The following is a 26,365-nucleotide window of genomic DNA, read 5'->3' on the forward strand; positions in this document are numbered from 1 at the left end:
GTGGCCTCGGCTGTGAGTGCGGTTGCGCGGAATTTAGCCCGCGCGGGCCGTGATGCCAAGGTGGGGCGCGGTCAGCCCGTCCGCGTCACGATCTCGGACGTCGCCTCGAGCGTGCGGTGCACGGGACATTTATCCGCGATCTCCAGGAGGCGCGCGCGCTGCTCTTCGCTGAGTTCGCCCTCCAGAAACACGGTGCGGATAAAACGGTCGACTTTAGCGGGCGATACACCGCTGGCGTCCTGTGCGTGGACTTTATCATGACTGACATCGACCCGCACATGCGACAGCGGCCATTCCTTGCGCCGCGCATACATGCGGATCGTCATAGAGGTGCAGGCGCCCAGCCCCGCAGAGAGAAAGCCATAGGGGGACATGCCCCGATCCGTACCGCCATAGGCCAATGGCTCGTCCGCGATGGCGTGGTGCCGTGGGCCGGAGTTGATGTCCTGCAAGAAGCCGTCAGGGTCCGCCTCGCTGACGCGCACGATACCTTCAGGCGCGCCGGGGGGCGGGGCAGGCGGGCGCAGTTGCAGATACTTGGTGCTCCAGGCCGCGATGACTTCGGCGGCGTATTCCGCATCCTCAAGCCGGGTGACGAGGTGATCGGCGTCGCACAGCGTGACAAAACTCTTTGGGTGCCGTGCCGCGCGAAAGATCTCGGACGCGTTGTCGATGCCCACCACGTCGTCCTTCGGCGCGTGCAGGATCAAAAGCGCCTTCTTCATCTTGGCGATATCGGGGGCGAGGGCAGCGGCGCTGACATCCTCGACAAACTCGCGCCCGATGCGGATGGGCCGTCCGCCCAGATTCACCTCGGCGCTGCCATCGGCAGCAATGCGGTCCAACGCACCGGCGAAATTATGCGTCACATGGCCGGGATCGAACGGCGCGCCGATTGTCACGACCGCTTTGGCCGAAGGGATACGTCCGGCGACGCGCAGCACGGCCGCCCCGCCCAGCGAGTGCCCGATCAGCAGGCTGGGCGCCAAGCCGCGCGCCTCCAATGCCTTTGCGGCCAGTTCCAGGTCTTGGACATTGGACGAAAACGTCGTGTTCTCGAACTCGCCCTCCGAATGACCGAGCCCGGTGAAATCAAACCGCAGCACCGCGATGCCAGCCCCCGCCAGACGCGCGGCGATGCGGCGCGCCGCGGGAATATCCTTGGAGCAGGTGAAGCAATGCGCAAAAAGCGCAGTGGCCAGATGCGGACCTTCGGGCAAGTCCAGCCGCGCGGCCAGTTCGGCGCCGTCATGGCCGGTGAATGTCAGGCGTTCGGTCGGCATTGCGCAAGTCCTTCATGATCCCCCGCCTAGGACATTAGACACGCGCAGCGCCGCTTGCACCCCTTGCGCAGTTTAATTCACGTCAAGGTGAGATCAGGCACGCCCGCCAGTGAGCGCTGGATCAAACGGATAACGCGTCAAATTCTCGTATCCGTCCTCGGTGATGAGAACCTGATCCTCCAGCTTGATCGAGAAATCGCCCCCCTCGGGACTGATCAGCGCCTCGACGCAGATCGTCATGCCCGGCTCGAGCGCGTAATCGAACGAGCCGGGGACCGCCTGATCGGGATAGGCCACCAGCGGCCACTCATCGCACAGGCCGACGCCATGCATGAGGCAGCCGTATTTGCCGCGCTGATATTCGGGCGCGAGGCGATGCGCGCGCTCGGTGATCTCGGGAATGGTGATGCCGGGGCGCAGCAGGTCCATATTGTGCCGGATATGCTCGATCCCGTGCAGCATTGCCTCAATCATGTCGGGGCGGGCGGGCGCGTCGCCGATCCACCATGTGCGGCTGATGTCGACGCAGAGTCCGTAGCTGCCGACGAGGTCGGTATCGAAGGCCACGATCTCGTTATTCTGGACGATCCGCCCGCCGCATTCCTGAAACCAAGGATTGGTGCGGGGGCCCGAGGTCAGCAGCCGCGTCTCGATCCATTCTCCGCCGCGGCGGATATTCTCGGCATGGAGCACGGCCCAAATGTCATCCTCGGACATGTCGCCGCGCGGCACGCCTGTGCGGGCGGCCTCCTCCATCGCTTTCACCGCGACCTCGCAGGCGTGGGAGGCGCAGCGCATCGCGCGGATCTCATCGGGGCCTTTCACGGCGCGGCACTTCTCGGTCAGCTCCTCGCCGGGGATCACCTGGATCCCCTGCGCCTCAAGCGCGCGCAGTCCGTGGATCATGATCTTGTCGACGGCAAGGCGGCTGTTGCCCGGCGCATGCTCGGCCAGCAGCAGCCGCACCTCGTTGGAAAAGACATCGGCGGCCACGTCAATCTTGTCGCCCCGGTCGAAATAGAAGAGGTCCGCCCCGCTCCGCCGCTCGGCTACCCGCGGGTTGAATTCGCTCAGAAAAGGCGAGTTCTTGTAATCCCAGATGACCATGTAGCCATCGGCGCAAAGCAGTACGGCGCGGAATGGGTTATGGGTGTTCCACAGCTGCATGTTGGTGCTGTCGGTCGCGTAGCGGATGTTGAGCGGATCGAACATGAGGACGCCCGCATAGCCGCGCTGGACCACGTGCCGCGTCAGCCTATCCCAGCGGTAGCGGCGCATTTCCTGCAGGTCCGGCAGAAGCAGGCCGGCGGCGGCCCATTCGGCATAGGCCAGCTGCGTCGGCCCGATCTCGACGCGGTCCTGATCGTTCGGGGTGTTGTCACCCAACCGCGCGCCGCGCGTCGGGTCGATCTTGCGCGTGTCGCGATAATGCTGGTTCATGGGGCCTCGCTGGGGCTGGAATGCAGCCTCAGCGTGACGTAGGGGCAGGGCGTATGTCGCTATCGTTTGCGACCACCCGGCGCCGTTAACGAGCGATTAGCGGCGCACGCGCTCCGCCGCATAAGCAATGGCGCGCTGGTAGTTGCCGCTGTCGTTCCACGCCGACAGAACGTTGAAATTCGCCGTGCCCTGGCCAAAGGGCTGCCCGGCGCGCCAGCCATTGGCGCGCAGCATGTTGGCGGCGGTCGCCAGCGCATCGGCAGCGGAATAGGGATCGGCACGGCCATTGCCATCGGCATCCACGGCATATTGCACCCAGTTGCCGGCCAGGAATTGCATATGCCCCAGCTCGCCAGACGGGCCGCCTTGCGTGCCGGCGGTTATCACGCCGCGATCCACCAATTGCAGCGCCGCAACGGCATGTGGAACGAAACGCGGATAGCGGCGGCAATAGGAGGACAGCGTCACGGCGCCGCTGACGATGGGGGTGCGGCCCATATAGCCGCCCCAGCTGGTCTCAAGCCCCCAGATGGTGGCCAGAATGCTGGCCGGCACGCCAAAGCGCTGCTCGATCGCGGTAAACGTGTTCGGATTGCGTGCGATCCGGTTTTCGACCTGCGCAATGAAATTCGCCGCCGAACTGCCCGAGCGTTTGGCCAGGAACTGTGCCGGATCGCCCTGCAGCGTACCCGTCTGGCTGGAGGGCTGCGACTCGAACCGCCAGGTGATGCTGGACAGTCCCGCCTGCGATAGGGCCTGTTGCCCCCTTTGACCGACGCCCTGAGATGCGGCTGTCTGGGCCAGCGCCTGTTTGTATTGACCGAAGGCGTTCTGCGACGTGATGCAATCCGCGGCCACGGGGGCGGCGGCGAGAGAGGCGAAAAGCGTGAAGGCGATGAGGCGCATGATGATCCCGAGGCTTAAGTTATCTTTCATGTAGCCTAGCGGTTGCGCGGGCGGCTGCCTAGCCCGGCCCGGTAACACCGAGCCATCGGGCTATCACCCACGGAAAAGTGTCCCGCGTTAAGGCGCCCTGTGCGGTAAACGATGCTTATGCAGCGAATGGCTGTTCGGAGCCCACTTTGACCGATGCTGCGAAACGCATGAATGTCCGGTTCTGACGCGAGCGGAGTGAGTTGCTTTCCTCAAGAGCGTTGCGAACGGTGATCTTAGGCTTTCTTTACCATTTGTGAATAGAACCTGTTCCACACGTATTCGGAGGTTCCATGCAACACAGTTTCAGCGACTTCCTCAGACATGGCGGGAACGGCAATTATGTTCTCGCACGGCGCGATGGTCTCATCGTTGGTCGCCGCGCCGGGCTATCGCTCAAATCGACTTTCCCAAACTATTCCGCTTTACGGGCTGATTTCAGCGAAAGCCTCGACCGAGAGATTGCCGAAAACACCCGAATGCTGCTGAACTCGCTGACGCCGCCTGACACAGTGCCAACTGTTTCGGGATCCGATTTGCGCGATGTGTCCGATGCAAGGGCGGAAGCGCTCAACGCATGGGACGCGCGGCTTGAGAGCATATTTAGCGAATATCAAAATCACCTGCAACGGCTTCGACCGCTTCGAACGGCCATGGAAGAACGCCTTTTGCGGGCCTTCGCCGGTCTGATCAACCAGCTTCGGCAGGAAGACCTCGGGATTGAGCAATATATTTGGCGCTCACAAGACGACGCCAAGGTGCGAGATAGCCATGCAGGATTTGACGACCAAGTGTTCCGTTGGGATGATCCCCCAGTGGGCGGGCATCCAGGTGAAGCACATAACTGTCGGTGCTATGCGGAACCCATTGCAACAGCCCCTCAAAGCAACGTAGTTCTAGCCGACTTCGACGGCAGCGTTCCTCCACAAGACCTTTCAGTCCACGAAGCAGGCGGGGGCCACACCATTGCACTGCATGTGGGGAAAAGCGAAACCTTCCTAATCGGTTCAGTCAGCACGCCGCGTGGGAGAATGCTTTTCGTAAGCCAGTATCGCTGGCGACACGGGACGTTCCCCTCACTTGAGGCGGCTCAGAAGCTGACGAACTCCAATCTTGCGAGAAACGTAGACGTTGTGAACGAAGTCGCCAGCGGGAGATTGCGTAGAGCATTCATAACAAGTGATTTTGAATCAATAACAGGCTTTGAGGCATACCGAACCACTCGGCGCGCGTCATCTCCGATACAACTCCGGCAGACATTTGGTGTGGGTACTGTTATTGAGCACGCCCCGGACATGCCGGATGGATTTATCATTATCACATCCTATCCAAGGATTGACTGACATGACGCCGCCGAAATCATTCTACGACTTCACCTTGCAATTTCATCAAGACCTAGATGTCGTTCATCCTGGTTGGGCCGATACCCCAGACGGGCGCAACCAAATCTATGAAGACTTTCGACAAAGCTATGGCGATCAAGCCGTGCGGGAATTAGTCACGTACTGCGAAAAACTCTTAGCGGATAGCGAGACTGATCTAGGCTCACTATGGTTCAAAGAGTCGAAGGCCGACTGGGTTGTTCCAGATAAGGGCGTTCGTTTCCTCTTTAAGGACTTTTTGATCTGGGCAGCTTCGCTATCTTAGGCCGATTCCGAACGAAGGAACGCTCATAGCAGCCATTGGCGCATTCGCAGCGAAATGGCGCTCCGTCCCGCATTGCCGACAAGTTGCGAATTCGCTTGGTAAGAGTTTCGCAAACATCACCCTCACTGCCCCTGTGACTCAACATTAGCCACGATGCCCAGATCGAAAAAGGGCGCCCCGTGACAGGGCGCCCTTCGCATGATGCTAATGCGGTTGGATCAGCAGCTATAGTACATTCCAAATTCCACCGGGTGCGGTGTCGTTTCGTATTTCAGGACTTCTTCCATCTTCAGGTCGATGTAGCCCTGCACCTGATCGCGGGTGAACACGTCACCGGCGAGCAGGTAATCCATGTCGCTCTGCAGCTCGGTCATCGCCTCGCGCAGGCTTCCGCAGACGGTGGGGATGCCTTCCAGCTCTTCGGCGGGCAGATCGTAAAGGTTCTTGTCCATCGCTTCGCCGGGATCGATCTTGTTCTTGATGCCGTCGAGGCCAGCCATCAGCAACGCCGCGAACGCCAGGTAGGGGTTCGCCGCCGGATCGGGGAAGCGGGCCTCGACGCGCTTGGCCTTGGGGCTTTCGGTCCAGGGGATCCGGACACAGCCCGAGCGGTTGCGCGCGGAATAGGCGCGCAGAACGGGCGCCTCGAAGCCGGGGACCAGACGCTTGTAGCTGTTGGTCGTCGGGTTGGTGAAAGCGTTCAGCGACTTGGCATGCTTGAGGATGCCGCCGATGAACCACAGCGCCTCCTGGCTGAGATCGGCATACTTGTCGCCCGCGAAGAGCGGCTTGCCGTCCTTCCAGATCGACATGTTCACATGCATGCCGCTGCCGTTGTCGCCGTAGATCGGCTTGGGCATGAAGGTGGCCGACTTGCCATAGGCCTGCGCGACGTTGTGGATGACGTATTTGTACTTCTGGATCTCGTCCGCCTGCTTGGTCAGCGTGCCGAACAGGAGGCCCAGCTCGTGCTGGCAGGACGCCACCTCGTGGTGGTGCTTGTCCACCTTCATGCCAAGGCGCTTCATCGTCGACAGCATTTCGGCGCGGATGTCATGTGCGTCATCGGTCGGGTTGGTGGGGAAGTAGCCACCCTTCAGGCCGGGCCGGTGGCCCATATTGCCCATTTCGTACTCGGTGTCGGTGTTCCAGCTGCCGTCCTGCGCGTCGACCTCGTAGGACACCTTGTTGATGGTGTTCGAGTAACGCACGTTGTCAAAGAGGAAGAACTCGGCCTCGGGGCCCATGTAGGCCGTGTCGCCGATGCCGGACGCCTTGAGATAGGCCTCGGCCTTCTCGGCGGTGCCGCGCGGGTCGCGCTCGTAGGATTCGCCGGTGTCCGGCTCGACGATCGAGCAATGCACGCAGATGGTTTTCTCGGCGTAGAACGGATCGACATAGGCGCTGTCGGTGTCCATCATCAGCTTCATATCCGATGCCTCGATCGACTTCCAGCCCGCGATCGACGAGCCGTCGAACATGAAGCCTTCCTCGATGAAGTCCTCGTCCACGAGGTCGGAAACGATGGTCACATGCTGCAAACGGCCGCGCGTGTCGGTAAAGCGGATGTCGACATACTCGATGTCGTCGTCCTTGATTTTCTTGAGCAGATCAGCTGCGCTCATGGGATTGATCCTCCACTTGGATATTGCTTGAAACGTATTGGAAATCGGTGGCTTACAGCGCGTCCGAGCCGGTCTCGCCGGTGCGGATGCGGATGGCCTGTTCGACCGGGCTGACAAAGATCTTGCCGTCACCGATCTTGTCGGTCTTGGCGGCCTCGACGATGGCCTCGATGGCGCCGTCGACCTGATCGTCATCCAGCACCACCTCGATTTTTACCTTCGGCAGGAAATCGACGACATATTCGGCGCCGCGATAAAGCTCGGTGTGGCCTTTCTGGCGGCCAAAGCCCTTGACCTCGATGACGCTGAGGCCCTGGATGCCCGCGTCTTGCAGAGCTTCCTTCACCTCGTCGAGTTTGAACGGCTTGATGATCGCCTCGATCTTTTTCATGCCACGGCTCCCTTGATTGTCCCGCATTCCCGCCCGACAAATCATGCGCGCGCGGGGGGCTCAATGGGTGGCGGTCGTGACGCGGGGATGGTCTGCATTTCTTTTGGGGCCTGCCTATTTTTTGGGCAGCGCGCCCAATTTTCGAGCGATTGTGAGTCCGACGGGCGCCGACCGCGGCGGCCGAGAAATGGTTGATCATTCGCCCCTCGCGCCGCAGTTTAAGGCCATGACCCTCAATCGGAGCGCTCCCGAAATGGACCGACAACCACGCCTTGTCACGATGGGGCCCGCGCGGATCGCAAGCCTTCGCAAGCCCGGTGGAGCGCATAAATACGATCATGGCCACGCGGTAATCCTTAGCGGTGGGGCCGGCGCGACGGGCGCCGCTCGGCTGGCCGCGCGGGCGGCATTGCGCATCGGGGCGGGTCTGGTGACGCTGGGCGTGCCGCCCGCGGCGCAGCTGGAGGTGGCGGCGCATGAGACCGCGGTGATGCTGATGCGTATCCAGGATGCGCAGACGCTAAACGCGCGTCTGGAGGATGCACGGATATCGGCGCTTTGCCTCGGGCCCGGTCTGGGCGTTGACCGGGCGGGTCCGCTTCTGGCCCGCGCGCTGGTCGATGCGCGCTGCCCGCTTGTGATAGACGCCGACGCGCTCACGGCGATCGGCAAGGATGGCGCGTTGATGGCGGCGCTCCATTCCGGTTGCCTCCTGACGCCGCATATGGGCGAGTTTGCGCGGATGTTCCCTGACATCGAGGTGCCGGACGCTGTGACGCCGCGTGCCGCGGCGCTGCGCCGCGCGGCTGAACGGGCGGGCTGCACGATCCTGCTGAAGGGCGCCGAGACGCTGATCGCCGGACCGGACGGCACCTGCTATCGGCACAGCGCGACCGGGGACCGCGCTGCGCCGTGGCTGGCGACGGCGGGGGCGGGGGATGTTCTGGCGGGGATCATCACGGGGCTGATCGCGCGCGGCCATGCGCCGATAGACGCGGCAGCCACGGGCGCTTGGCTGCATGCCGAGGCGGCACGTCTCTTCGGGCCGGGCCTTGTCGCCGAGGATCTGCCCGAAGTGCTTCCGCGCGTGTTGTCGCGGCTGGGCGTCTAGGTCAGGCGGCGCCGCGCTGTGCCGTGCGGACGTCGGGTGCAACCAGTTCCAGCCCGTCAGCATAGATCACATGCGGCGTGTCAAAGCGCAGCTCGTGCAGGACCATGGTCATCAGACCTTCGGAGATAATGAATTCGCCGTCGATTAACGACTGCGCCGGGGCCGCCACCTGCCGCAAGCCAAAAAGCGCTTTGGCCCGCCAGTCGCGCACCAGCACCTGCTGATTTTCGGGCAGCACCACATCGCGGTCCGGCCGCGTATCGCCCAGCGATCCGGCCAGGATACGCACTGCCCGCACGCGTAGAACGTGCCGATAAACCGATGTGAGGGTTGCCGTGCCGCTATCGCGCGTCACGATCCGATCCCCCGGCAAAAGATGCTCGACCGGCATTTCACCGTCCAGAGTCAAAATGATACTGCCGGATAGCACTCCGGCAGGCTCCACTTGGGCCTCAAGGGTCATTTGCCCGTGATCGCGCCCGGCCGTTTTCGGCGTCATGGCGTATGTTCCGTGTTTTTATCTGCTCGTTATTATGAACGAGGTTATCCCAACGGCAGGTAAATGTCGCCTATTTTTATCGCTTGGCCGGAACGCGTGTCGATTTTCCCCCTCGCATCGTTTGCGTGCCTGCGCTAGACGGTCTTGGCGCTGCGCCGATTGGGGCTGGCGCGTTGCGGGTGTGGCGGAATGGTAGACGCACCAGATTTAGGTTCTGGCGCCTTTGGCGTGGAGGTTCGAGTCCTCTCACCCGCACCATTTTGATTTTATCGAACTTTGTATGAAGGCCGGGGCGCCGAAAGCTTAGCCTGAGCGAAAGTTTCGCACTCGGTTTCGCACATTCATGTCCTGGTCTTGTTCTGTTCTCAAAGGTCTCGACGCTGCTGCGCCCGCTTCGACGCCGTCCTTTGATTGGCTTGCGCGCGGTACTTTTGGACCATGGCGAGCGTCTTATGGCCGGTGACGGCCTGAATTTCAGAGTCGGTGCAGCCAGCTTCCGCCACAAGTCATGCCGCCGAGTAGCGCCAGCCATGTGGAATCAGACGGCTTTCGCCATGCATGAGACCTAGAGCGGATCGAACGTCCTCCACCGCCTTTTGAGCCGCCCGTTTCCCGATTGGCTGGGTCAGATTGCGCGGCCGGATATGCCGTCCGGCATGAGGACGCGCCCGAACGTAGGCCTGGAGGCGCACAGGCCAGTAGACCCAAATCTTGACGTCAGTTTTTTCTTGGCAGACCGCCATATACTCGCCGTCGAAATCGTCCCAAGTCATCTTGATGCAGTCTCCGAGCCGTTGTCCGGTTCCGACTCCTAGCCCGTAAACCGTCCTCGCCATGGTCAGCCTATGCGCATCACAATGGCGCTCATACGCATCAAGCTTGTCATCGGGCCAAGCTTGGTATTCTCCGCCCGTCAGTTTCGGAATGTCTGTAACCGGGTTCCTCTCGATCCACTCAAGATCGACCGCTTTCCGGCATAGTATCGACAAAACCGCCAGCCGCTCATTCGCTTTCGACCACGTATCGGCCAATGTGTCGCGGGCGGCTATTGCCTGCTTGCGGCGAAAATTCCGCATGTCCTTGTCGCCGTTCTTCTCACGGAGTTCCTCGCAGTGGCGACGGTAGTTCTGGCGCGTACCTGCGGCTTTGCTCCTGAATTCGGGGCTTCTGTAAAAATCGATAATTAGCGCATTCCAAGTCGTCTTGACGACATGCGGCTTCCGACCAGAACGGATGGTCCAGTATTCCCTGAAAAACTCTTCGCTGTCAGGATTATCGGGCAGGCGCGATCTCATCTTGCCGCGCCGAAATTAAGCGTATTCGCGGCCCTTAACCGTTTTGAACTTCAGGTAAGGCAGATCGGGCTTCTTCATGTCACGAAATCCTAGTCCAAGATACTTTCGGTTGCCACCGCCTCAAGCTCTGAAACGCGCCACCGAAGAAATCCGCACAGATCAATAGGCTGAGGCAACGCCCAGGGCGCCACGCGTTTTCTGAACTCGGTCGCTGCATGCATAAGAGCTTAGCGGCGGTCTTCTTATCGGCGAGTATTAAGGCAGTTCTATTGCTCATGTCTGTCAGCAGTTAGAGCGGCTTCTTAGACTAAAATATCCGCTACCGAAGAAAGTCCCAAACTTCTCTTATAGTTATCCACATAAACCGTTCGCGGTGGTGTCGGAAATGATGTGCCAAGAAATTTTCGCTATGAGGAATCAGAGTCCGAGCCAACGGGGGGCAATCAAACGAATGAGATACAGCGAAGAGCAGATCATCGTTATTCTGACGGAGCATGAGACCGGCGCGAAGTGTGCTGACCTTTATCGCAAGCATGGCATGGCGGAAACACTTTCTCCGCCGTTGACAATCTAAGCGTATGAGTTATGGAGGTCCGCCAATATCACCGAAACTGGGCTGGTAGTACTGATCCAAAATATCATTTTCAATGATGGTTGGAGCTGGCGTGTTGTAACCCAGATTTGGCGAGCGGCGGGGATTGTCTGGGCCGAAAAAGCCGCCCTGTAGCATCTGTGATCGCGAGCAATGTCCGGGGCGTATTATGTTGAAGAACTCATGCTTGATTGAACCGTGTTCCGCTGACTCAATTCCCACATTGGGCAGGGGGATTGACGATGTTGGGACCGAGGCAGGAGGCGCAACCGGCGCTATTCTACGAGTTCTCCCTTGAGGAGCACGTGCCACAAGATCACCTGCTGCGATCCATCGATCGTTTCGTCGACCTGAGCAGCATCCGTGCCCATCTTGCAGATTTCTACAGCCACACCGGCCGTCCCTCTGTCGATCCCGAGCTGCTGATCCGCATGCTGCTGGTCGGTTATTGCTTCGGCATCCGGTCCGAGCGTCGGCTCTGCGAAGTGGTGCATCTGAACTTGGCGTATCGATGGTTCTGCCGCCTCGATCTGAGCGACCGGATCCCGGATCACTCCACCTTCTCCAAGAACCGGCATGGCCGGTTCCGCGACAGCGAGTTGCTGCGGCACCTGTTCGAGACGACTGTTGCGCACTGCATCGCGGACGGTCTGGTCAGCGGCCAGCGCATAGCGATTGATGCCAGCGGGATCGAAGCGGACGCTAATAAGCAGAACTCGACGCCGAAGGAGGAATGGGACGCGGCGCGGATCGACCCGGCTGATGCGCCCCGTGCGGTTCGCGAGTATCTCGACACGTTGGACGAGGCTGCCTTCGGGGCCGCGAGCGAGGTCCAGCCCAAGTTCACGTCCTATTCCGATCCGGCAAGCCAGTGGACAACAGCCCGCAAGGGGCCTGCTTTCTTCAGCTATTCCGACAATTACCTGATCGACACCGATTACGGAGTGATCGTCGATGTCGAAGCCACGCGGTCAATCCGGCAGGCAGAGGTTGGATCGACCAAGACGATGTTGAAGAGGATGAAGGACCGTTTCGAGCTGCATCCAGAACGCCTGATTGCGGATACGGCCTAAGGCACTGGGCCGATGTTGGGCTGGCTGGTCGACCGCAAGATCGCCCCGCACAATCTGGTCTTGGACAAGTCCGAGCACACCGACGGCACCTGGAGCCGGGCAGACTTCGAATAGGACGCCGAGAATGATCAATACATCCGCCCCGAGGGCCAGTCACTGAAGCAATTCCGCCGGAACTATTCCGACCCGACGCGGGGACCAACCGGCAAGGGGCGCGCCAAATACCGCGCCTTGCGACTAACCTGTCAGGCATGCCCATCGAAACAGACATGCTGCCCGAATGCAGATGCCCGATCGATCACCCGCGAAGAGCACGAAGACGCTCGCCAGGTCGCCCGCGACATCGCCAAGACCGAGCAATATGAGGCCTCGATGAAGCTCCGGAAGAAGGTCGAGATGCTCTTCGCGCATCTCAAGCGCATCCTCGGCCTCGGAAGGCTCCGATTACGCGGCCCATGCGGCGCAAATGACGAATTCCTCCTCGCCGCCACCGCCCAGAACCTCCGGAAATTGGCCAAGGTCTTTCCCGCACCGCAGCAAACGCGAAAAGCCTGATTGGAAAGGCGCTCGCACCGCATTTGGAACAGCCATTTCTGCGCTCGCAAACGTTAGTTTTTCCACAGAATCGGCGGAGAGCAGTCTTTCGCCGCAACTGCGAGAGGCTCGCGCAAGCGAGGGCCAAGCGGCCATTCACAGCCCGTTGGCGGAGCTCGTCTGCGCAGATCATAAGGGCGTGCCGCCAAGACCTCTTGATCTCCATCCTGACCACCGTCTCGATGTCCTGCATCAGCAGGGCAAACGCATTCTCATCACGCTTTCGCCCCCGCGCCTAAAATCCGGCCGGATAAAGCCCGCGCAAGAATCGGTGAATCATGCCTTCGGCTGCGGCGGCGTCATATCCGTCAGGGGCCAGCATGAAATCAGTCCAAGTGCCCTCGAGCAGGGCGATGGTACCGCGTGCGGCGGCGCCGGCACGAGGCGCGTCGCCGGGATCCAGCGCGAGGAAATCGGCACTCAGCCAGGTTTCTAGTGGTCCGCCGCGCGTGCCTGCGTGCAGCGCGATTTCAGGGCGCGTGCGGGCGGCCCCGCGCAATTCGTACCAGATTCCCACGCTACGCGGATTCATGATCTGAGGCGACAGATCGCCCGCGATGATGGCCCGGATGCGCGCGGCGGGGGCGGGGCCGGCGGCGGCGACGGCCGCCTCCAGATGCGCGTGGTAGGCGTCGGAGGCGATACGCGCCGCTTCGGCAATCAGCGCATCCTTTCCCTTGAAATGCAGGTGGATCATCCCGCGCGAGAGCCCCGCGCGCCTGGTGATTTCACTGACCGAGGTGGCGGCATAGCCCACATCGGCGATCGCGGCGAGTGCGGCCTCGATCAGGCGCTGGCGGTTGTCTTTCACGGGGGGCTCCGATGCGGCTCATTGCGCGACACAGTTGACAACCGGGGGCTGGAGGAGTCAAATATGAACGATCGTCCATTTTTGATGCCGAGGGTGCCGCCATGTCTGCCAGCCCCTATGCCGCTCTCTTCGAGCCGGTCAAGATCGGCCCCGTGACGGCACCGAGCCGCTTCTACCAGGTGCCCCATTGCAGCGGCATGGGTCATCTGCGCCCGCAGGCCGACGCGGCCATGCGTGGCATGAAGGCCGCAGGCGGCTGGGGTGTGGTGTGCAACCAAGAGACGGAAATTCACCCCACTTCCGATCTCAGCCCCTATCCTGAGGGGCGGCTGTGGGACCGCGATGATATCCCGGCGCTGCGCCTAATGACCGACGCGATCCACGCGCATGGCGCGCTGGCTGGGATCGAGCTGGCCCATAATGGCGCGCACGCCGCCAACCTGATGACCCGCGCGCCGGTTCTGGCCCCGTCCGAGGCCAGCATCGAGACGCTCTATCCCAAACAGGCGCGCATGATGGACCGCACCGATATCTGCAATCTCCGGGCGTGGCACAGGCAGGCGGCGATCAATGCGCGCGAGGCGGGCTTCGACATCATCTACGTCTATGCCGGGCACGAGATGGTTCTGCCGCAGCACTTCATGCTGCCGCGCCTGAACCAGCGCAGTGATGAATACGGCGGTAGCCTGGAGAACCGCGTGCGCTTGGCGCGTGAGCTGCTGGAGGAGACGAAAGAGGCGGTGGGCGATACCTGCGCCGTCGCCTTCCGCTTTGCGGTGGATGAGATGGCGGGCGCGGGTGGCATGGAGGCGGGCGGCGAGGGCCTTGAAGTCATTAAGATGCTGGCCGATCTGCCCGACCTTTGGGACGTGAACGTCTCTGGCTGGCAGAACGACAGCGTGACCACGCGGTTTCAGCCCGAGGACGGCTATCAGAACAGCTATATCGCGGCGGTGAAGGACATCACGCAGCGTCCGGTGGTGGGCGTAGGGCGTCTGACCTCGCCGGATTTGATGCTGTCGATGGTGCAGAAGGGCATCGTCGATTTCATCGGCGCCGCACGGCCCTCCATCGCCGATCCGTTCCTGCCCGCCAAGATCCGCGATGGCCGGGTGGAGGAGATCCGCGAGTGCATCGGCTGCAACATATGCGTTTCGTCCGACACCCACGCGATCCCGATCCGCTGCACGCAGAATCCGACGATGGGCGAGGAATGGCGCCGCGGCTGGCACCCCGAGGAGATTGAACCGGTCGAGGCCAGCGGCGGCGCTCTGGTGATCGGCGCCGGGCCTGCGGGGCTGGAATGCGCGATGCAGCTGGCGCGGCGTGGCATGGATGTGACGCTGGCCGACGCTGGCGAGGGCATGGGCGGGCGCGTGACGCGCGAGGGCACGCTCAGCGGCCTTGGCGCGTGGACGCGCGTAATGGAGCATCGCCTGTACGATCTGCGCCAGCGCGGAAATGTGCAGATGTTCACGCAAAGCCGCCTCGATGCGGATCAAGTGGCCGAGCTAGGCCTGCCCCACGTCTTTGTCGCCACTGGCGCGCGCTGGCGGCGCGATGGAGTCGGCCGCAGACATCTTGAGGCGTTTCCAGTGGATGCGGCCATGCCGATCCTCACGCCGGATGACATCATGGACGGCGCCGCGCCCCCGAATGGCCCCGTGGTGATCTACGATGACGAGCAGATCTATATGGGCGGCGTTCTGGCGCTGCACTTGGCCGAGGCGGGACGCGATGTGACACTGATCACACCCGCTGCCATCGTCAGCCCCTGGACCCAAATGACGCTGGAGCAGGATCGCGTGCAGCGCGGTCTGATCGCCGCTGGCGTGAGCACCTGCACGGGGCGCACGATGGCCCAGATCGGGGCAGGGGCCTGCACCACCCACGGTATCTACGGCGAGGCCGAGCGAACCCATGATTGCGCCAGCGTAGTCATGGTGACGGGCCGCGCGCGCGACACCGCGCTTTACGACGCGCTGATGGCGATGCGCGAAGAGGGCAAGATTGCACTTGAGACACTCCAGCTGATCGGCGATGCCGCGCAGCCTGGCCTGATCGCAGACGCGGTCTATTCCGGTCATGCGGCGGCGCGCGCCCTGGGCCAGGACGCGGGCGCGGTCGAGGCCGCGTTTTTTCGCCGCGAGATGACGGCGCTGAGCTAAGAAGGGGCAGGGCTATGAGGGATTTCGACATGGGCTCGCTGACGGCGCAAGTGCGCGAGGGCCACGCCTTGCCGCGCGGCTTTTATACCGAGCACGACGTCTATAACGCCGATATCCGCGACTATTGGAATGCCTCTTGGATCTGGGTTGGCCACATCTCTCAACTGCCAGAGCCGGGCGATTTCATCACCTTCGACTACGGCCCCGAATCCGTGATCATCGCGCGCGATCGCGACGGCAATCTGAGCGCGTTCCAGAACGTCTGCCGCCATCGGGGCAGCCGCGTCTGCATCGAGTCGGCTGGCAATGCTCGCGTCTTTTCCTGTCCCTACCACGCCTGGACTTACGAGCTGACCGGCAAGCTGCGCCGCGCGAGAGAGATGCCCGAGGGCTTCGATCCCGCTGCACATGGTCTTTTGCCGGTGCATCTGCGCGAATTTCACGGCATGATCTTCGTCTGCGCGGCCAACACCCCGCCTGATCTGGACGCTGGCCTGGCAAAGCTGGATCCGCTGGTAGCGCCCTTCGGGTTGGCCGATTTGACCATTGCGCACACCGCCAGATACCCCGTCCCCGCCAACTGGAAGTTGGCGCTGGAAAACTACATGGAGTGCTATCATTGTGCGCCCGCCCACCTCGACTTCGCGCGCTCGCACAGCATCAAGGATCCGCATGACCTGAACGCTGATCTGATCGCGGATCTGGCCGCACGCTCGCGCGCCATCGGCCTGCCGGTCGAAGAGGTGGTGCAATACTGTGCGGGCTCGGCCAGCCTTTTTTTCAAGCGCTATCCGTTATTTGAAGGCTACCAGACCGGCAGCCGCACGGGCGCGCCCTTGGCACCGCCTTTGGGAACGCTGACAGGCCATGACGGCGGCGCGACGGACATGCAGATCGGACTTTTGAACAATTTCCTGATCTACGCCGATCACGTTGTGGGCTACCGTTTTGTTCCCACCGGGGTGCAGGAAACCCGCATCGAGGTGGTCTGGATGGTGCGCGCTGGCGCCGAGGCGGGGCGCGATTATGACATGGGCGATCTGACCTGGCTTTGGCACGTTACATCGATGGATGACGAGCGGATCATTCGCCACAACCAAGAGGGGGTGAATTCGCATCACTTCCACCCCGGCCCGCTGTCGGAGATGGAGTGGGGCATTCGCGCGTTTTACGATGATTATCTGGGCCGCGTCTCGCCCTGATGGCGCGCCTTATCGCGGCATTAAACGCGTCGCGATCTGCGGGATCAGACGCGCAGCCAGCGCCAGCGTCTCGTCGAGGCAATCCCCGGCGCTATAGCTGTTCGGCAAGACGTGCAGGCGCTGCCAGCAACCATCGGAAAACGTGTCGATCCAATCGCCGGTGCGGTTGATCTCGTCCTCTGGCGCGCCCTCCATCAGGGCCGCGCAGGCCTCGCGGATCGCATCGTTGCGGGCAGCGTCGAACTGAGCCGAGATGGCCGCGTAATCGGGTGTGAACTTTTGCTCGCCCCAAAATGCGAACCAGATCGAGAGCGCCTCGGGATTGCAGATATCTGGGTCGAAATCGGCGCGGATGAGCGCGATCAGACGCTCGCGTGGATCGTCGCCCGCCTCCTCCAGGGCGCGCTCCCAGGTCGCCTGATAGCGCGCGTAGTGATCGCGCAGCGCCTCGGTCAGAAGGCCGATTTTCGACTTGAAGTAGAAAACGGCCACCCCCTGCGAGAGCTCCGCCTGCGCGGCGACCGTCGCCAGAGTCGTGCGCCCCAGCCCGTTCTGGGCGATCGAGCGCCAGGTCGCGTCCAGCAATTGCTGCCGCCGCCTGTCGGCATTCTCCTTGCGCTCCTTGCGGGGCCTCGGACTGGGTTGTTCGGCCATGGTCAAGTCACTCGGTTGGGCTCGTGTCGGTCTAGCAATAGGGCTCACCCACGGCTATAGCGAAATTATTTGTTTGAGCAGTCAAAAAAACTTTTCAGCCGGGCAAGCTGTGCTAGGCTCAGGCCAGATAGTAACTTCAGGAGTGATCCGATGACGTCCGTTGCCTCCCTCGACAGCAATCTTCCTGCAGCGGAGGATCTGCACGACTGGGACCGTACCCATCAGCTGCACCCATGGGCCGCCATGGATGACTGGCGCGGCTATGATCACATGATGGTCGACAGTGCCAAGGGCATCTACCTGTGGGACAGTGCGGGCAAGCGCTTCATTGACGGGCCAGGAGGGATGTGGTGCGTCCAGATCGGCTATGGCCGCCGCGAGATGGCCGATGCCATCGCATCGCAGGTCATGACGCTGCCCTACACCTCGCCCTGGACGACAGTGACGGAGCCTTCGGCGGTCCTCGCCAAGAAGCTGGCTGATATGGCGCCGGGCGATCTCAATAACGTCTTCTTCACGACGGGCGGCTCGACTGCGGTGGATACCGCGATCCGCACCGTTCATTTCATGAACAACCGCCTCGGCCGGCCGGACAAGAAGATCGTGATCGCGCGCGAGAAGGGCTATCACGGCTCGACCTATCTGGCCTCGTCGGTCACCGGCAAGGAGCGCGACAAATCCCGTTTCGACGTCGAAAAGCGCCTCGTGCGCTTTCTGCCTGACGTCAATCCCTATCGCCGCCCCGAAGGCATGAGCGTCGAGGACTGGTGCGATGAGAAGGTCGCCGATCTGGAGAACATGATTGCCGAGGTGGGCGCCGAGAATGTGGGCGCCTTCATCGCCGAGCCGATCCTGTGCTCGGGAGGGGTGATCGTGCCGCCCGAGGGCTATCACAAACGCACGCGCGAGATCTGCCGCAAGCACGACATCCTTTACATCTCGGACGAGGTGGTGACCGGCTTCGGGCGGCTCGGCCACTGGTTTGCCTCGCAGGAGGTCTTCGGGATCACGCCCGATATCATCACCTGCGCCAAGGGTCTCACCTCGGGCTATCTGCCGCTCGGGGCCTGCATCATCTCGGATAGCGTGATGGAGCGGATGACCGACCCGGACGACTCGGTGCTCTTCGCCAATGGCTACACCTATTCGGCGCACCCCGTCTGCTGCGCTGCCGCGCTCAAGAATATCGAGATTCTCGAGGATGAGAAGATCCTCGAGCATGTGCGTGAGCTCGCCCCGCATTTCCAAGAGCGTTTGCGGGCGCTGCGCCGCTTCGACGTGGTGGGCGACGTGCGCGGCATGGGCCTTCTGGGCTGCATCGAGGGCGGCGCGAAAACACTTGCCGGAGAACGTCGTCTTGGCGCTATGCTGGACGAGGTCTGCGAGGAAATGGGGCTTCTGGTGCGTCCGCTCATCAACATGGCGGTGTTTTCGCCGCCTCTTGTGATCACACGCGCCGAAGTCGACGAGATGTTCGATATCCTCGAGCGTGCGTTGGAAGAGGTGACGCGGCGGCTTTCCGACGCGTGACTTGAAGTAGATATGACAACATACTGACAAAGATAAGGAACGCGCGACCATTAGTTAATGATCCAAGGCTCGGGATAGCAATGCTGTCGCCCTTCGCGTTCCTGCCCGCCTCGCATGAGGCGGGTGGCGACAGACCCGCCAAGAAGCCGCCCAACAAGGAGAAACACATGTCTGCCTATCGAAATCTTGCACTTGCCGTATCGTCCGCCGCGCTGATGAGTGCGGCGGGGGCCGGTCTCGCCGCCGGGGGCGATCTGGTTGTCTTCGACTGGGCAGGCTACGAGGATCCCGGCTTTTTCCAGTCCTATATCGACGAGCATGGAGAGGCGCCTACCTACGCCTTCTTCGGTGACGAGGAGGAGGCCTTCCAAAAGTTGCGCGCGGGTTTCGAGGCCGATGTCGCGCATCCCTGCTCGCAATCGGTTCCGAAGTGGATGGATGCAGGTCTGCTTGCCCCGCTCGACACCTCGCGGATCGATCGTTGGGACGAGCTGGAGCCGGGTTTTCGTGATATCGAAGCCTACATGAAGGACGGCGATCATTACCTCGTGCCGGTCGATTGGGGAAACACCGCGCTGATCTACAACACCGAAGAGCTGAGCGAGGAGGATGTCCAGTCGCTGAACGTCTTTATCGACCCCAAGCACCAGGGCCGCATCTCGATCGGCGACAACGTCGATGATGCCTATGCGCTCGCCTTCCTTGCGACCGGCGTGCAGGACTGGACCAAGGCGACGGACGAGGATTTTCAGGAGGCATCGGACTGGCTGCGCAAGCTGCACCAGAACGTGCGCACGTACTGGAGCGACGGCGCGTCGCTGCGCCAGCTGATGCAGAGTGGCGAGGTCTATCTTACCTGGTCGTGGAACGAGACTTTTGCCACGATGAGCGGCGAAGGCTTTCCCATCGCGATGAAGCGCGACACGGATGAGGGGGCTTCTTCATGGGTCTGCGGGTATTCGCGCCTCGCCAGCGGCTCGGAAGAGAACGAGGACCTCTTTTACGACTTCATCAACGCATGGCTCGAGCCCGGATCGGCGGAATATATCGTCACGCAATGGGGTTACGGGCATTCCAATGTCGAGGCGATGGCCGATATTCCCGAGGAAACGCTGACCTCGGTGGGCCTCAACGTCAACGACGAGTTGCGGGCCAACACGCTCTGGCAGGCGCCTGTCGGCCCCGAGCTGCGCGAAAAGATGATTGCCGAGTTCGAGATGATCAAGGCAGGATTCTGAGCCTGCGTCACGGCCGATGAGAAGGGCGGGCGCTGCGGCCCGCCTTTTTCGTATCAGGCGGGTTTGCGGCCGCGAATGTGATGCGGGCAATGCTCGCCGGTCTCGAGAACCCCGATCATCGCGCGCCATGTCTTGATGGAATGGTCGATGAATTCGGCCCCGTGCGCCTCTGCCAGCGTATCTCGGCGCGTCTCGAGCGTGTTCAGTTCCTCGCGCGCGACGTTCAGATACCACGGGTTCCGGTTGGTGAGGGCGATGTCGGTGAAGCCGGCCGCCTCAAGCGCCGCGCGGTAGCGCATGGGCGAGGCCATCTCGAAGCCCAGATCCTCGAGCTCGAGATACGCCCCCATTTCCGCCGTGGGTCTGTCGCCTGCGATCAGCCAGTCGGACACGGCCATCCAGCCGCCCGGAACCAGCACGCGGAACGCCTCGCGGGCGAGGAATTCCTTGTCCGGGATGTGGATGATCGAATCCTTGGAGAAGACCAGGTCGAAGGCGCCATCCTCATGCGGAAAGGGGCCGGGGACCACCTTTTCTATCGTCACCCGGTCCTCGGCGCCTGCCTTGGCGATGCGGGTTTGTGCCGCCTCGACAACGTCATCCTCCACATCGATCCCCGTCACATGTGCCGCGCCATGCGCCTCGGTCAGCGAGAGCGTGATCGCGCCCGAGCCGCAGCCGATATCGAGGACGCGCTTGCCGCGCAGGTCCAGCCCCTCCACCACGCGCGCCACCTCCGCCGGGCCGCCGGGCGAGAGGTATCCCTCGCCCCAGAGCATTTCGAGAAAGGAGATATGGCCCTTGTCGTAGAGAAGGTCGGTCATCGCCATCACTCCAGCAGAACGATCGAATCCGCGCCCCAGCCCACGGTCACTGTGCTGCCCTCGCGGGCGACGGCGCGGCCGGCCGTGTTGCGCATCGAGATGGTCACGGGCGCCTCGGCGCCGGGAACGGCGACGCTGTAATAGGTCATGTCGCCATAGTAATCGGTGCCGGTCACGGTGCCCTGGACCTCGCGCTCGAAATGGCCGGTATCCTCGCCGGTGATGGTGAACATTTCGGGACGCACGCCGACCACGTTGATCTTCGCGGCCGCCAGACCCTCGGGCGCCTGCGACGCCGGCACCTCGATCCGTCCGAGCGCGGGAATGTCGAGCTGGTAGGACGCACCGTCGCCGCCGCTCGCACTGGCTTCGAGAAAGTTCATGACCCCGATGAACGAGGCGACGCGGCGCGTTCTGGGACGGCGATAGAGCTCCTCGGGGGTGGCGAGTTGCGCGATCGTACCGTCGAAGATGACGGCGATCCTGTCGGACATGATCAGCGCCTCCTCCTGGTCGTGGGTGACCAGGATGAAAGTGATGCCGAGGCTTTTCTGAAGCTGCCGCAGCTCGTGCTGCATCTGGTCGCGCAGCTTCTTGTCAAGCGCCGAGAGAGGCTCGTCCAGCAGGATCACCTTGGGCCGCATGACCAGCGCGCGGGCCAGTGCCACACGCTGGCGTTGGCCGCCCGAAAGCTCGTGCGCCTTGCGCTTGCCATAGCCGGCAAGGTCCACCATTTCGAGGGCCTGCTCGACCTCGCGGGCCATCTCGGCCTTGCCCAGTTTTTTCCTGACGAGGCCGTAGCCCACGTTCTCGGCCACGTCGAGATGCGGGAAGATCGCGTAGCTCTGGAAGACCATATTGGTCGGGCGGCGGTTGGCGGGGATGTCCTTCATCGACTTGCCGCCGATCATGATCGAGCCGCCCGAGACCTGCTCGAACCCGGCAATGAGGCGCAGAAGCGTGGTCTTGCCGCAGCCCGAGGGGCCGAGCAGCGAGAAGAACTCGCCCTCGTGGATCACCGCATCGACGCCTTTCAGCGCGGTCACGGCACCGAAATTCTTGGTCACGTCCTTGATCTCGATGATCGGCGCGGAGGCGGCTCGGTTCATTGTCAGATCAGTCCTTCTGTTGAGCTGCTGTCCATGCCGCGGCGACGGACCGCGCGGCGGCGGAAGAATTCGGCCACGACGAGCAGCCCGATCGAGACCGCCAGCAGGATGGTGCCCAGCGCCATGATCGAGGGCAGCTTGGACGGAAAGCGCAGCTGGCTCCAGATATAGACGGGCAGGGTGACATCGGTGCCGGTCAGGAAGAAGGCGATGATGAATTCGTCGAGGCTGATGGTGAAGGTAATCAGCAGGCTCGAGACGATCCCCGGCATGATCAGCGGCAGCGTCACGCGCCGAAACGTGCCCCAGCGCGTCTCGCCAAGATCGAACGATGCTTCCTCCAGGCTTTCCTCCATCCCGGCGAAGGCCGAGCTGAGGATCGCAATGGAAAAGGGCGTGCAGATCAGCACATGCCCCGCGATCACCGTCCAGAGCGACAGCGACATGCCGAGCTGCATCAGCATGACTAGCAGGGCCACGGCGACGATGATCTCGGGCAGGACCAGCGGCAGCATGATGAAGCCCATGATGCCCTTCTGCGCCGGGAAGGTGTATTTCGCGGCCGAGCGTGCGGCGCAGGCTCCGAGAAGCGTGCTGATGAGCGCCGTGCTGAGCGCGACGATGGCGCTGTTGCGCACGGCGCTGTGCAGCGCATCGGTCTCCCAGAGAAGATCGAACCACCTGGTCGTGTAGCCCGCCAGCGGGAAGGCGATGATCGTGGCATCGTTGAAGGCGAAAAGCGGAAGCAGAATTACCGGCGCATAGAGGAAGATCATGTAGCAGGTTGCATAGACCGCAAGCCACCGGGCCGATGCATATCTGGAAAGTCCGCGCATCACCGCATCTTCCCCCCGAGCTTGCGGCCCAGCAGATAGATGCCCACGCTGATCGCGCCGACCACCACCATCGACGTCACGGCCAGGGCCGCGCCGAGGGGCGCGTTATTGGCCTTGCCGAATTGCACTTGGATCATGTTGGCGACCATCAGACCGTCCGTGCCGCCGACCAACTTGGGCGTGATATAGTCACCCACCGTCGGGATGAGCACGATCAGCGTCGCCGCGACAACGCCCGGCATCGCCAGCGGCAGGGTGACGCGGAAGAACCGGCGCACCGCCCCGTCGCCCAGATCCTCGGCCGCCTCCAGAAGCGAGCGATCGATCTTCTCAAGCGCCACGAAGATGGGCAGGATCGCGAAGGGCGCCCAGGCATGGGCCAGCGTCAAAACGACCGCGTTCTCGTTGTAGAGGATGAAGGTCAGCGGCTCGTCGATGATCCCGAGATTCATGAGCGCCGAGTTGAAGACGCCGTTATAGCCAAGGATCACCTTCCACAGGAATACGCGCAGCAGGTAGCTGGTCCAGAACGGCACAGTGATAAGAAAGAGCCACAAAGCCTTGCGCGACTTGACATGGAACGACAGGTAATAGGCGATCGGGAAGGCCAGGATCACCGTCGCCGCCGTCACGATCAGCGAAATCCGCAGGCTCCGCCACATCAGCACCTGAAAGATGGGCTGCGTCCAGGCCTCGCGATAATTGGCGAAGGTCAGCGTCTTGTCGAGATCGAGGTAGTTCTGCGTCCAGAAGCTGAACATCACCACCATGGCCAGCGGTGCGGCCAGCATGACCAGCGCATAAATCAGGGTGGGGCTGATGAGGGTCAGACCCTGGCGGCTCTGGAGGCTCAGGCTGGGCACGATATCGGCATCTCCCGCGACACGGCTTCAGCGATACACGGCGCCGCCCATAAGGCAAGCGCGCAGGTAGGGCCGGGGGGCATCACCGTGCGGCTTCGCTCAGAAGCTTCTCGTTCTCGCGCAACAGCATGCCCTCGGGCGGCTCGTCGCCATCGAGCACCGGAAAGATCTCGCGCAGCTTGTCGTGATAGCTCTTCACGCCGTATTCGAGGTCCGACAGGACGACCCCGTCGAAGCCGCTGGAGAACGCGGCCTCCCAGGTCCACTCGATCAGTTGCTCGTCTTCCTTCGAGGTGATGCGGTCGATACGCATCGACAGGTACCGCGCAAGGCGCATGCGCCGGTCCTCATCGCAGTGCCGATAGGTGGTGCCGCGCTGGATGGTTTTGCCGTTCTCGACCGGGAATTCATGGTAGAAGATCACACTATCCGGGTAGAAGCCGAAGACCAGATTGGGGAACATCCCCACATAGAGCCACGCGGCCTTGTGATCCTCGTCAAGGCGGGCAGGCGCCTCCAGGACTCTGTGATACGCCTCGACGCTCCAAAGGCGGTGCTTGCCCTCGCGAAATTGCCCCAGTGAGCGGGACGTGCCGTCCGTGAATGGCTCGTCATGGTAGTTGGCGCCGAAAAGATCGTGCAGGCCGGGATGGGCCATCGCCACATGATAGCCTTCGTTGTCCACGTCTCGCACGCATTTCCAATTGGCCTTTATCTCCTCGGCCCAGAAGCTGCCGGGCGCGGGCACCAGGTTTTCCAGGTCATACTGTGCAAGCTCGTCGTCGAAGCGCGCCATGATCTCTGCCACCGAGGGTTGCGGGCCTTCCTTGAAACGCACGAAGACAAAGCCCTGCCAGATTTCCATCTCGATGGGCTTTAGCCCCATCTCGACCGGATCGAGATCAGGCAGCGATTGAGGTTGCGCCGCGCCGCGCAGCGTGCCGTCGAGATTATAGGCCCAGCCGTGGAAGGGGCAGATGATCGCCGATTTGCAATTGCCCGACTGCTCGGCGACCACGCGGCTGCCGCGATGGCGGCAAAGGTTGTGGAAGGCGCGCACCTTCATGTCCTTGCCGCGGATCACCAGCGCACGCTCGCCCACGAGGTCCGCGGCCATGAAATCGCCCGGCTCAGGCACATCGTTCACATGGCATACGACCTGCCAGTGCCGGCGAAAGAGCTGCTCCTTCTCGGCCTCCAGCATTTCTTCGCTGAAAAAGCTCCAGGCCGGCAGGCCGTGGCGATCCCATTGGGCAGGAACTTGGATGTTTTGGGCGTCCATTTCGGGCTGCTCCTTATGATTGTTACTAAAATTATAGGTCAATTTAAATGAGCGCTCAAACAAAAAACTTTGCCGGTCGCTCAGCCGCCGATAGCGCGCCTCAGAAACTGGTAGAAGCGCGTTGTTGGAAATATCGATAGGGATTCCCTTTGGGAACGTAGCGATGTAGGTGAGGCACACGCCGAAATCCACGCTTCCCCGCTATCGCACGACGAACTCGTCAGCCTTCAACGCCTCGCTGCGCAAGCGAGGCTCGCTGTCGGTCTGGTTTGATCTCGACATGGTCTGGCAAGTGGAGAAATCCGGCAACCGCGGGCGGCCCAATACCTTCTCGGATGCTGCAATCCAGACCTGCTTGATGCTGAAAGTTCTCTTCGGTTTCCTGCTTCGCCGGACGGCCGGGCTGGTCGACAGCCTGATCCGGATGGCCGGGCTCGACTGGTCGGTGCCGGATTGTTCGACGCTCTGGAGGCGCCAGGCGCGGATCGCGGTGCAGATCCTGGATCGTGTATCCGGACAGCCGCTGAAGCTTCTGATCGATAACACCGGCATCAAATCCCGCGGCAACGGCGAGTGGCAGATTCGCAAGCATAGTGCGTCGCGCCGCAGGTAGCGGCGCAAGGTCTATCGCGCCGTGGACGCAGGCACGGGCGATGTTCGCGCCGTCGAATTCACTTCGAGGCGCCAGGGAGACAGCCCCCTGCTGCCGGAGCTGCTGAAGCAGATCCCGCCAGACGAACTGATTGATACCGTCACCGCGGATGGTGCCCATGACACGCGCCGGTGCCATAGCGCGATAATCGAAGGAGGTGCCAACGGGATAATAGCCATCCGCCGCAACGGGCGCGCCTGCACAGCAGACAGCCCTGCAGCCATCGCGCGAAACGACATCCTACGCGCCACGCGATACCTGGGCCGGGCGCTTTGGAGGAAGTGGGCGGAATGCCATGTCCGAAGTCGGGTCGGCGCTAGAATGAACTGCCTGAAGCTCTTTAGCGAAAGGATCATGTCACAAGACCCGGATCATGCATTAACATTAAGATCGGACCACTCGGTGGGGGCAGACCACTTCCTCCCAAGCTCGGGCCGATCCGATGATTCCGGGGTCTGAGGTATCCACCATCGGTTGGATGATATTTGACGTTAGTTTAGCTACTCTTTGCACCTGCTGATCGAGCTGGGCTGCTCTGTCTCTCAGTGAGTAGACCATGGCTGGCGGCCTGCCCGCCAAAGCCTGAGTGTGCGCGCCAACGCTGTCGCGTCAGGCTGGGTTGAAACGCGTATTTCGGAGGGCGTGCGCTCGGACCTGAGCTACGTGCATAGTGCCATTTTGCCGGTATACGGCGGCTACCTGTCGGCCTAACT

General features: G+C 62.0%; 21 protein-coding genes, 1 tRNA gene and 2 pseudogenes. 10 read left to right on the plus strand and 14 right to left on the minus strand.

All coding sequences use genetic code 11. The features are described from left to right. Positions 1 to 71: 71 nt before the first annotated feature. The 3 genes from BW975_RS04235 to BW975_RS04245 form a co-directional block, all read right to left on the minus strand. Positions 72 to 1,283, minus strand: a complete 1,212-nt coding sequence (locus tag BW975_RS04235) for a bifunctional alpha/beta hydrolase/OsmC family protein (RefSeq protein WP_076531225.1) — start codon at positions 1,281 to 1,283, stop codon at positions 72 to 74. Positions 1,284 to 1,376: 93 nt separating this feature from the next. Continuing rightward, positions 1,377 to 2,723, minus strand: a complete 1,347-nt coding sequence (gene dddP / locus BW975_RS04240; RefSeq protein ID WP_076531227.1) for a dimethylsulfonioproprionate lyase DddP — start codon at positions 2,721 to 2,723, stop codon at positions 1,377 to 1,379. Positions 2,724 to 2,819: 96 nt separating this feature from the next. Next, entirely contained in the window at positions 2,820 to 3,659 is an 840-nt protein-coding gene (locus BW975_RS04245) for a lytic murein transglycosylase (RefSeq protein WP_244512522.1), read from the minus strand. A 290-nt stretch (positions 3,660 to 3,949) separates the two neighbouring features. On the opposite strand from BW975_RS04245, the gene BW975_RS04250 reads away from it, so the two are divergent. Then, on the plus strand, positions 3,950 to 4,999 hold the full coding sequence (locus tag BW975_RS04250; protein ID WP_076531230.1) for a phage minor head protein: 1,050 nt from the start codon (positions 3,950 to 3,952) through the stop codon (positions 4,997 to 4,999). 1 nt (position 5,000) lies between these two features. After that, on the plus strand, positions 5,001 to 5,303 hold the full coding sequence (locus BW975_RS04255; protein WP_076531232.1) for a hypothetical protein: 303 nt from the start codon (positions 5,001 to 5,003) through the stop codon (positions 5,301 to 5,303). A 218-nt stretch (positions 5,304 to 5,521) separates the two neighbouring features. Here the strand turns inward: BW975_RS04255 and glnA are convergent, their stop codons facing one another. Together glnA and BW975_RS04265 are read right to left on the minus strand one after the other, a co-directional pair. After that, positions 5,522 to 6,928, minus strand: coding sequence for a type I glutamate--ammonia ligase (glnA, locus tag BW975_RS04260; RefSeq protein ID WP_076531234.1), 1,407 nt, complete (start codon positions 6,926 to 6,928; stop codon positions 5,522 to 5,524). A gap of 52 nt (positions 6,929 to 6,980) precedes the next feature. Continuing rightward, the gene (locus tag BW975_RS04265; protein ID WP_076531236.1) at positions 6,981 to 7,319 is read right to left on the minus strand and encodes a P-II family nitrogen regulator; all 339 of its coding nucleotides are present in this window, start codon (positions 7,317 to 7,319) and stop codon (positions 6,981 to 6,983) included. Between the two features lie 253 nt (positions 7,320 to 7,572). Between BW975_RS04265 and BW975_RS04270 the strand changes: the two genes are divergently transcribed. Further along, a complete protein-coding gene (locus BW975_RS04270; RefSeq protein WP_335743487.1) occupies positions 7,573 to 8,430 on the plus strand; it encodes an NAD(P)H-hydrate dehydratase in 858 nt (285 codons plus the stop codon). A 1-nt stretch (position 8,431) separates the two neighbouring features. Here BW975_RS04270 and BW975_RS04275 read toward each other — a convergent pair whose 3' ends face one another. Beyond that, complete coding sequence (locus tag BW975_RS04275; RefSeq protein ID WP_076531239.1) at positions 8,432 to 8,929, minus strand: Hint domain-containing protein; 498 nt, start codon at positions 8,927 to 8,929, stop codon at positions 8,432 to 8,434. A gap of 175 nt (positions 8,930 to 9,104) precedes the next feature. Here BW975_RS04275 and BW975_RS04280 point away from each other — a divergent pair. Further along, positions 9,105 to 9,187 (plus strand) — tRNA-Leu (locus BW975_RS04280). A 248-nt stretch (positions 9,188 to 9,435) separates the two neighbouring features. On the opposite strand, the gene BW975_RS04285 is transcribed toward BW975_RS04280, so the two are convergent. Further along, positions 9,436 to 10,224 (minus strand): site-specific integrase, encoded by a 789-nt coding sequence (locus BW975_RS04285; protein WP_244512520.1) that lies wholly within the window; start codon positions 10,222 to 10,224, stop codon positions 9,436 to 9,438. Positions 10,225 to 11,058: 834 nt separating this feature from the next. Here BW975_RS04285 and BW975_RS04290 point away from each other — a divergent pair. Continuing rightward, positions 11,059 to 12,444 (plus strand): annotated as a pseudogene (locus BW975_RS04290) (IS1182 family transposase). Positions 12,445 to 12,718: 274 nt separating this feature from the next. On the opposite strand, the gene BW975_RS04295 reads toward BW975_RS04290, so the two are convergent. Then, positions 12,719 to 13,294, minus strand: a complete 576-nt coding sequence (locus BW975_RS04295; RefSeq protein WP_076531242.1) for a TetR family transcriptional regulator — start codon at positions 13,292 to 13,294, stop codon at positions 12,719 to 12,721. 101 nt (positions 13,295 to 13,395) lie between these two features. Here BW975_RS04295 and BW975_RS04300 point away from each other — a divergent pair, with 101 nt between their 5' ends. Continuing rightward, a complete protein-coding gene (locus tag BW975_RS04300) occupies positions 13,396 to 15,462 on the plus strand; it encodes an oxidoreductase (RefSeq protein WP_076531245.1) in 2,067 nt (688 codons plus the stop codon). Between the two features lie 14 nt (positions 15,463 to 15,476). Further along, positions 15,477 to 16,664, plus strand: a complete 1,188-nt coding sequence (locus tag BW975_RS04305) for an aromatic ring-hydroxylating oxygenase subunit alpha (RefSeq protein WP_076531248.1) — start codon at positions 15,477 to 15,479, stop codon at positions 16,662 to 16,664. Positions 16,665 to 16,673: 9 nt separating this feature from the next. Here BW975_RS04305 and BW975_RS04310 read toward each other — a convergent pair whose 3' ends face one another. Beyond that, positions 16,674 to 17,318: a TetR family transcriptional regulator C-terminal domain-containing protein gene (locus BW975_RS04310; RefSeq protein ID WP_076531250.1), complete on the minus strand. Its 645-nt coding sequence runs from the start codon at positions 17,316 to 17,318 to the stop codon at positions 16,674 to 16,676. A gap of 150 nt (positions 17,319 to 17,468) precedes the next feature. On the opposite strand from BW975_RS04310, the gene BW975_RS04315 reads away from it, so the two are divergent. Continuing rightward, positions 17,469 to 18,848: an aminotransferase gene (locus BW975_RS04315; RefSeq protein ID WP_076531253.1), complete on the plus strand. Its 1,380-nt coding sequence runs from the start codon at positions 17,469 to 17,471 to the stop codon at positions 18,846 to 18,848. An 80-nt stretch (positions 18,849 to 18,928) separates the two neighbouring features. After that, positions 18,929 to 20,086: an extracellular solute-binding protein gene (locus tag BW975_RS04320; RefSeq protein ID WP_244512518.1), complete on the plus strand. Its 1,158-nt coding sequence runs from the start codon at positions 18,929 to 18,931 to the stop codon at positions 20,084 to 20,086. A 53-nt stretch (positions 20,087 to 20,139) separates the two neighbouring features. Here BW975_RS04320 and BW975_RS04325 read toward each other — a convergent pair whose 3' ends face one another. The 5 genes from BW975_RS04325 to BW975_RS04345 form a co-directional block, all read right to left on the minus strand. After that, positions 20,140 to 20,910 carry a methyltransferase domain-containing protein gene (locus tag BW975_RS04325; protein WP_092746233.1) on the minus strand — a complete coding sequence of 257 codons (771 nt, stop codon included), beginning with the start codon at positions 20,908 to 20,910 and terminating at the stop codon, positions 20,140 to 20,142. Positions 20,911 to 20,915: 5 nt separating this feature from the next. Then, positions 20,916 to 22,019: an ABC transporter ATP-binding protein gene (locus tag BW975_RS04330; protein ID WP_076531259.1), complete on the minus strand. Its 1,104-nt coding sequence runs from the start codon at positions 22,017 to 22,019 to the stop codon at positions 20,916 to 20,918. A 2-nt stretch (positions 22,020 to 22,021) separates the two neighbouring features. Further along, a complete protein-coding gene (locus BW975_RS04335; RefSeq protein WP_076531262.1) occupies positions 22,022 to 22,855 on the minus strand; it encodes an ABC transporter permease in 834 nt (277 codons plus the stop codon). Further along, positions 22,855 to 23,709: an ABC transporter permease gene (locus BW975_RS04340; protein ID WP_244512563.1), complete on the minus strand. Its 855-nt coding sequence runs from the start codon at positions 23,707 to 23,709 to the stop codon at positions 22,855 to 22,857. The genes BW975_RS04335 and BW975_RS04340 overlap by 1 nt, the downstream gene beginning before the upstream one ends. A 91-nt stretch (positions 23,710 to 23,800) precedes the next feature. Next, positions 23,801 to 25,000 (minus strand): aromatic ring-hydroxylating oxygenase subunit alpha, encoded by a 1,200-nt coding sequence (locus BW975_RS04345; RefSeq protein WP_076531267.1) that lies wholly within the window; start codon positions 24,998 to 25,000, stop codon positions 23,801 to 23,803. Between the two features lie 169 nt (positions 25,001 to 25,169). Between BW975_RS04345 and BW975_RS04350 the strand changes: the two are divergent. Beyond that, a pseudogene (locus BW975_RS04350) lies at positions 25,170 to 26,024 on the plus strand (IS5 family transposase); the annotation flags it as partial. Positions 26,025 to 26,365 lie beyond the last annotated feature (341 nt).

The organism is Roseovarius nanhaiticus, from assembly GCF_900156535.1.
GTDB lineage: Bacteria > Pseudomonadota > Alphaproteobacteria > Rhodobacterales > Rhodobacteraceae > Roseovarius > Roseovarius nanhaiticus.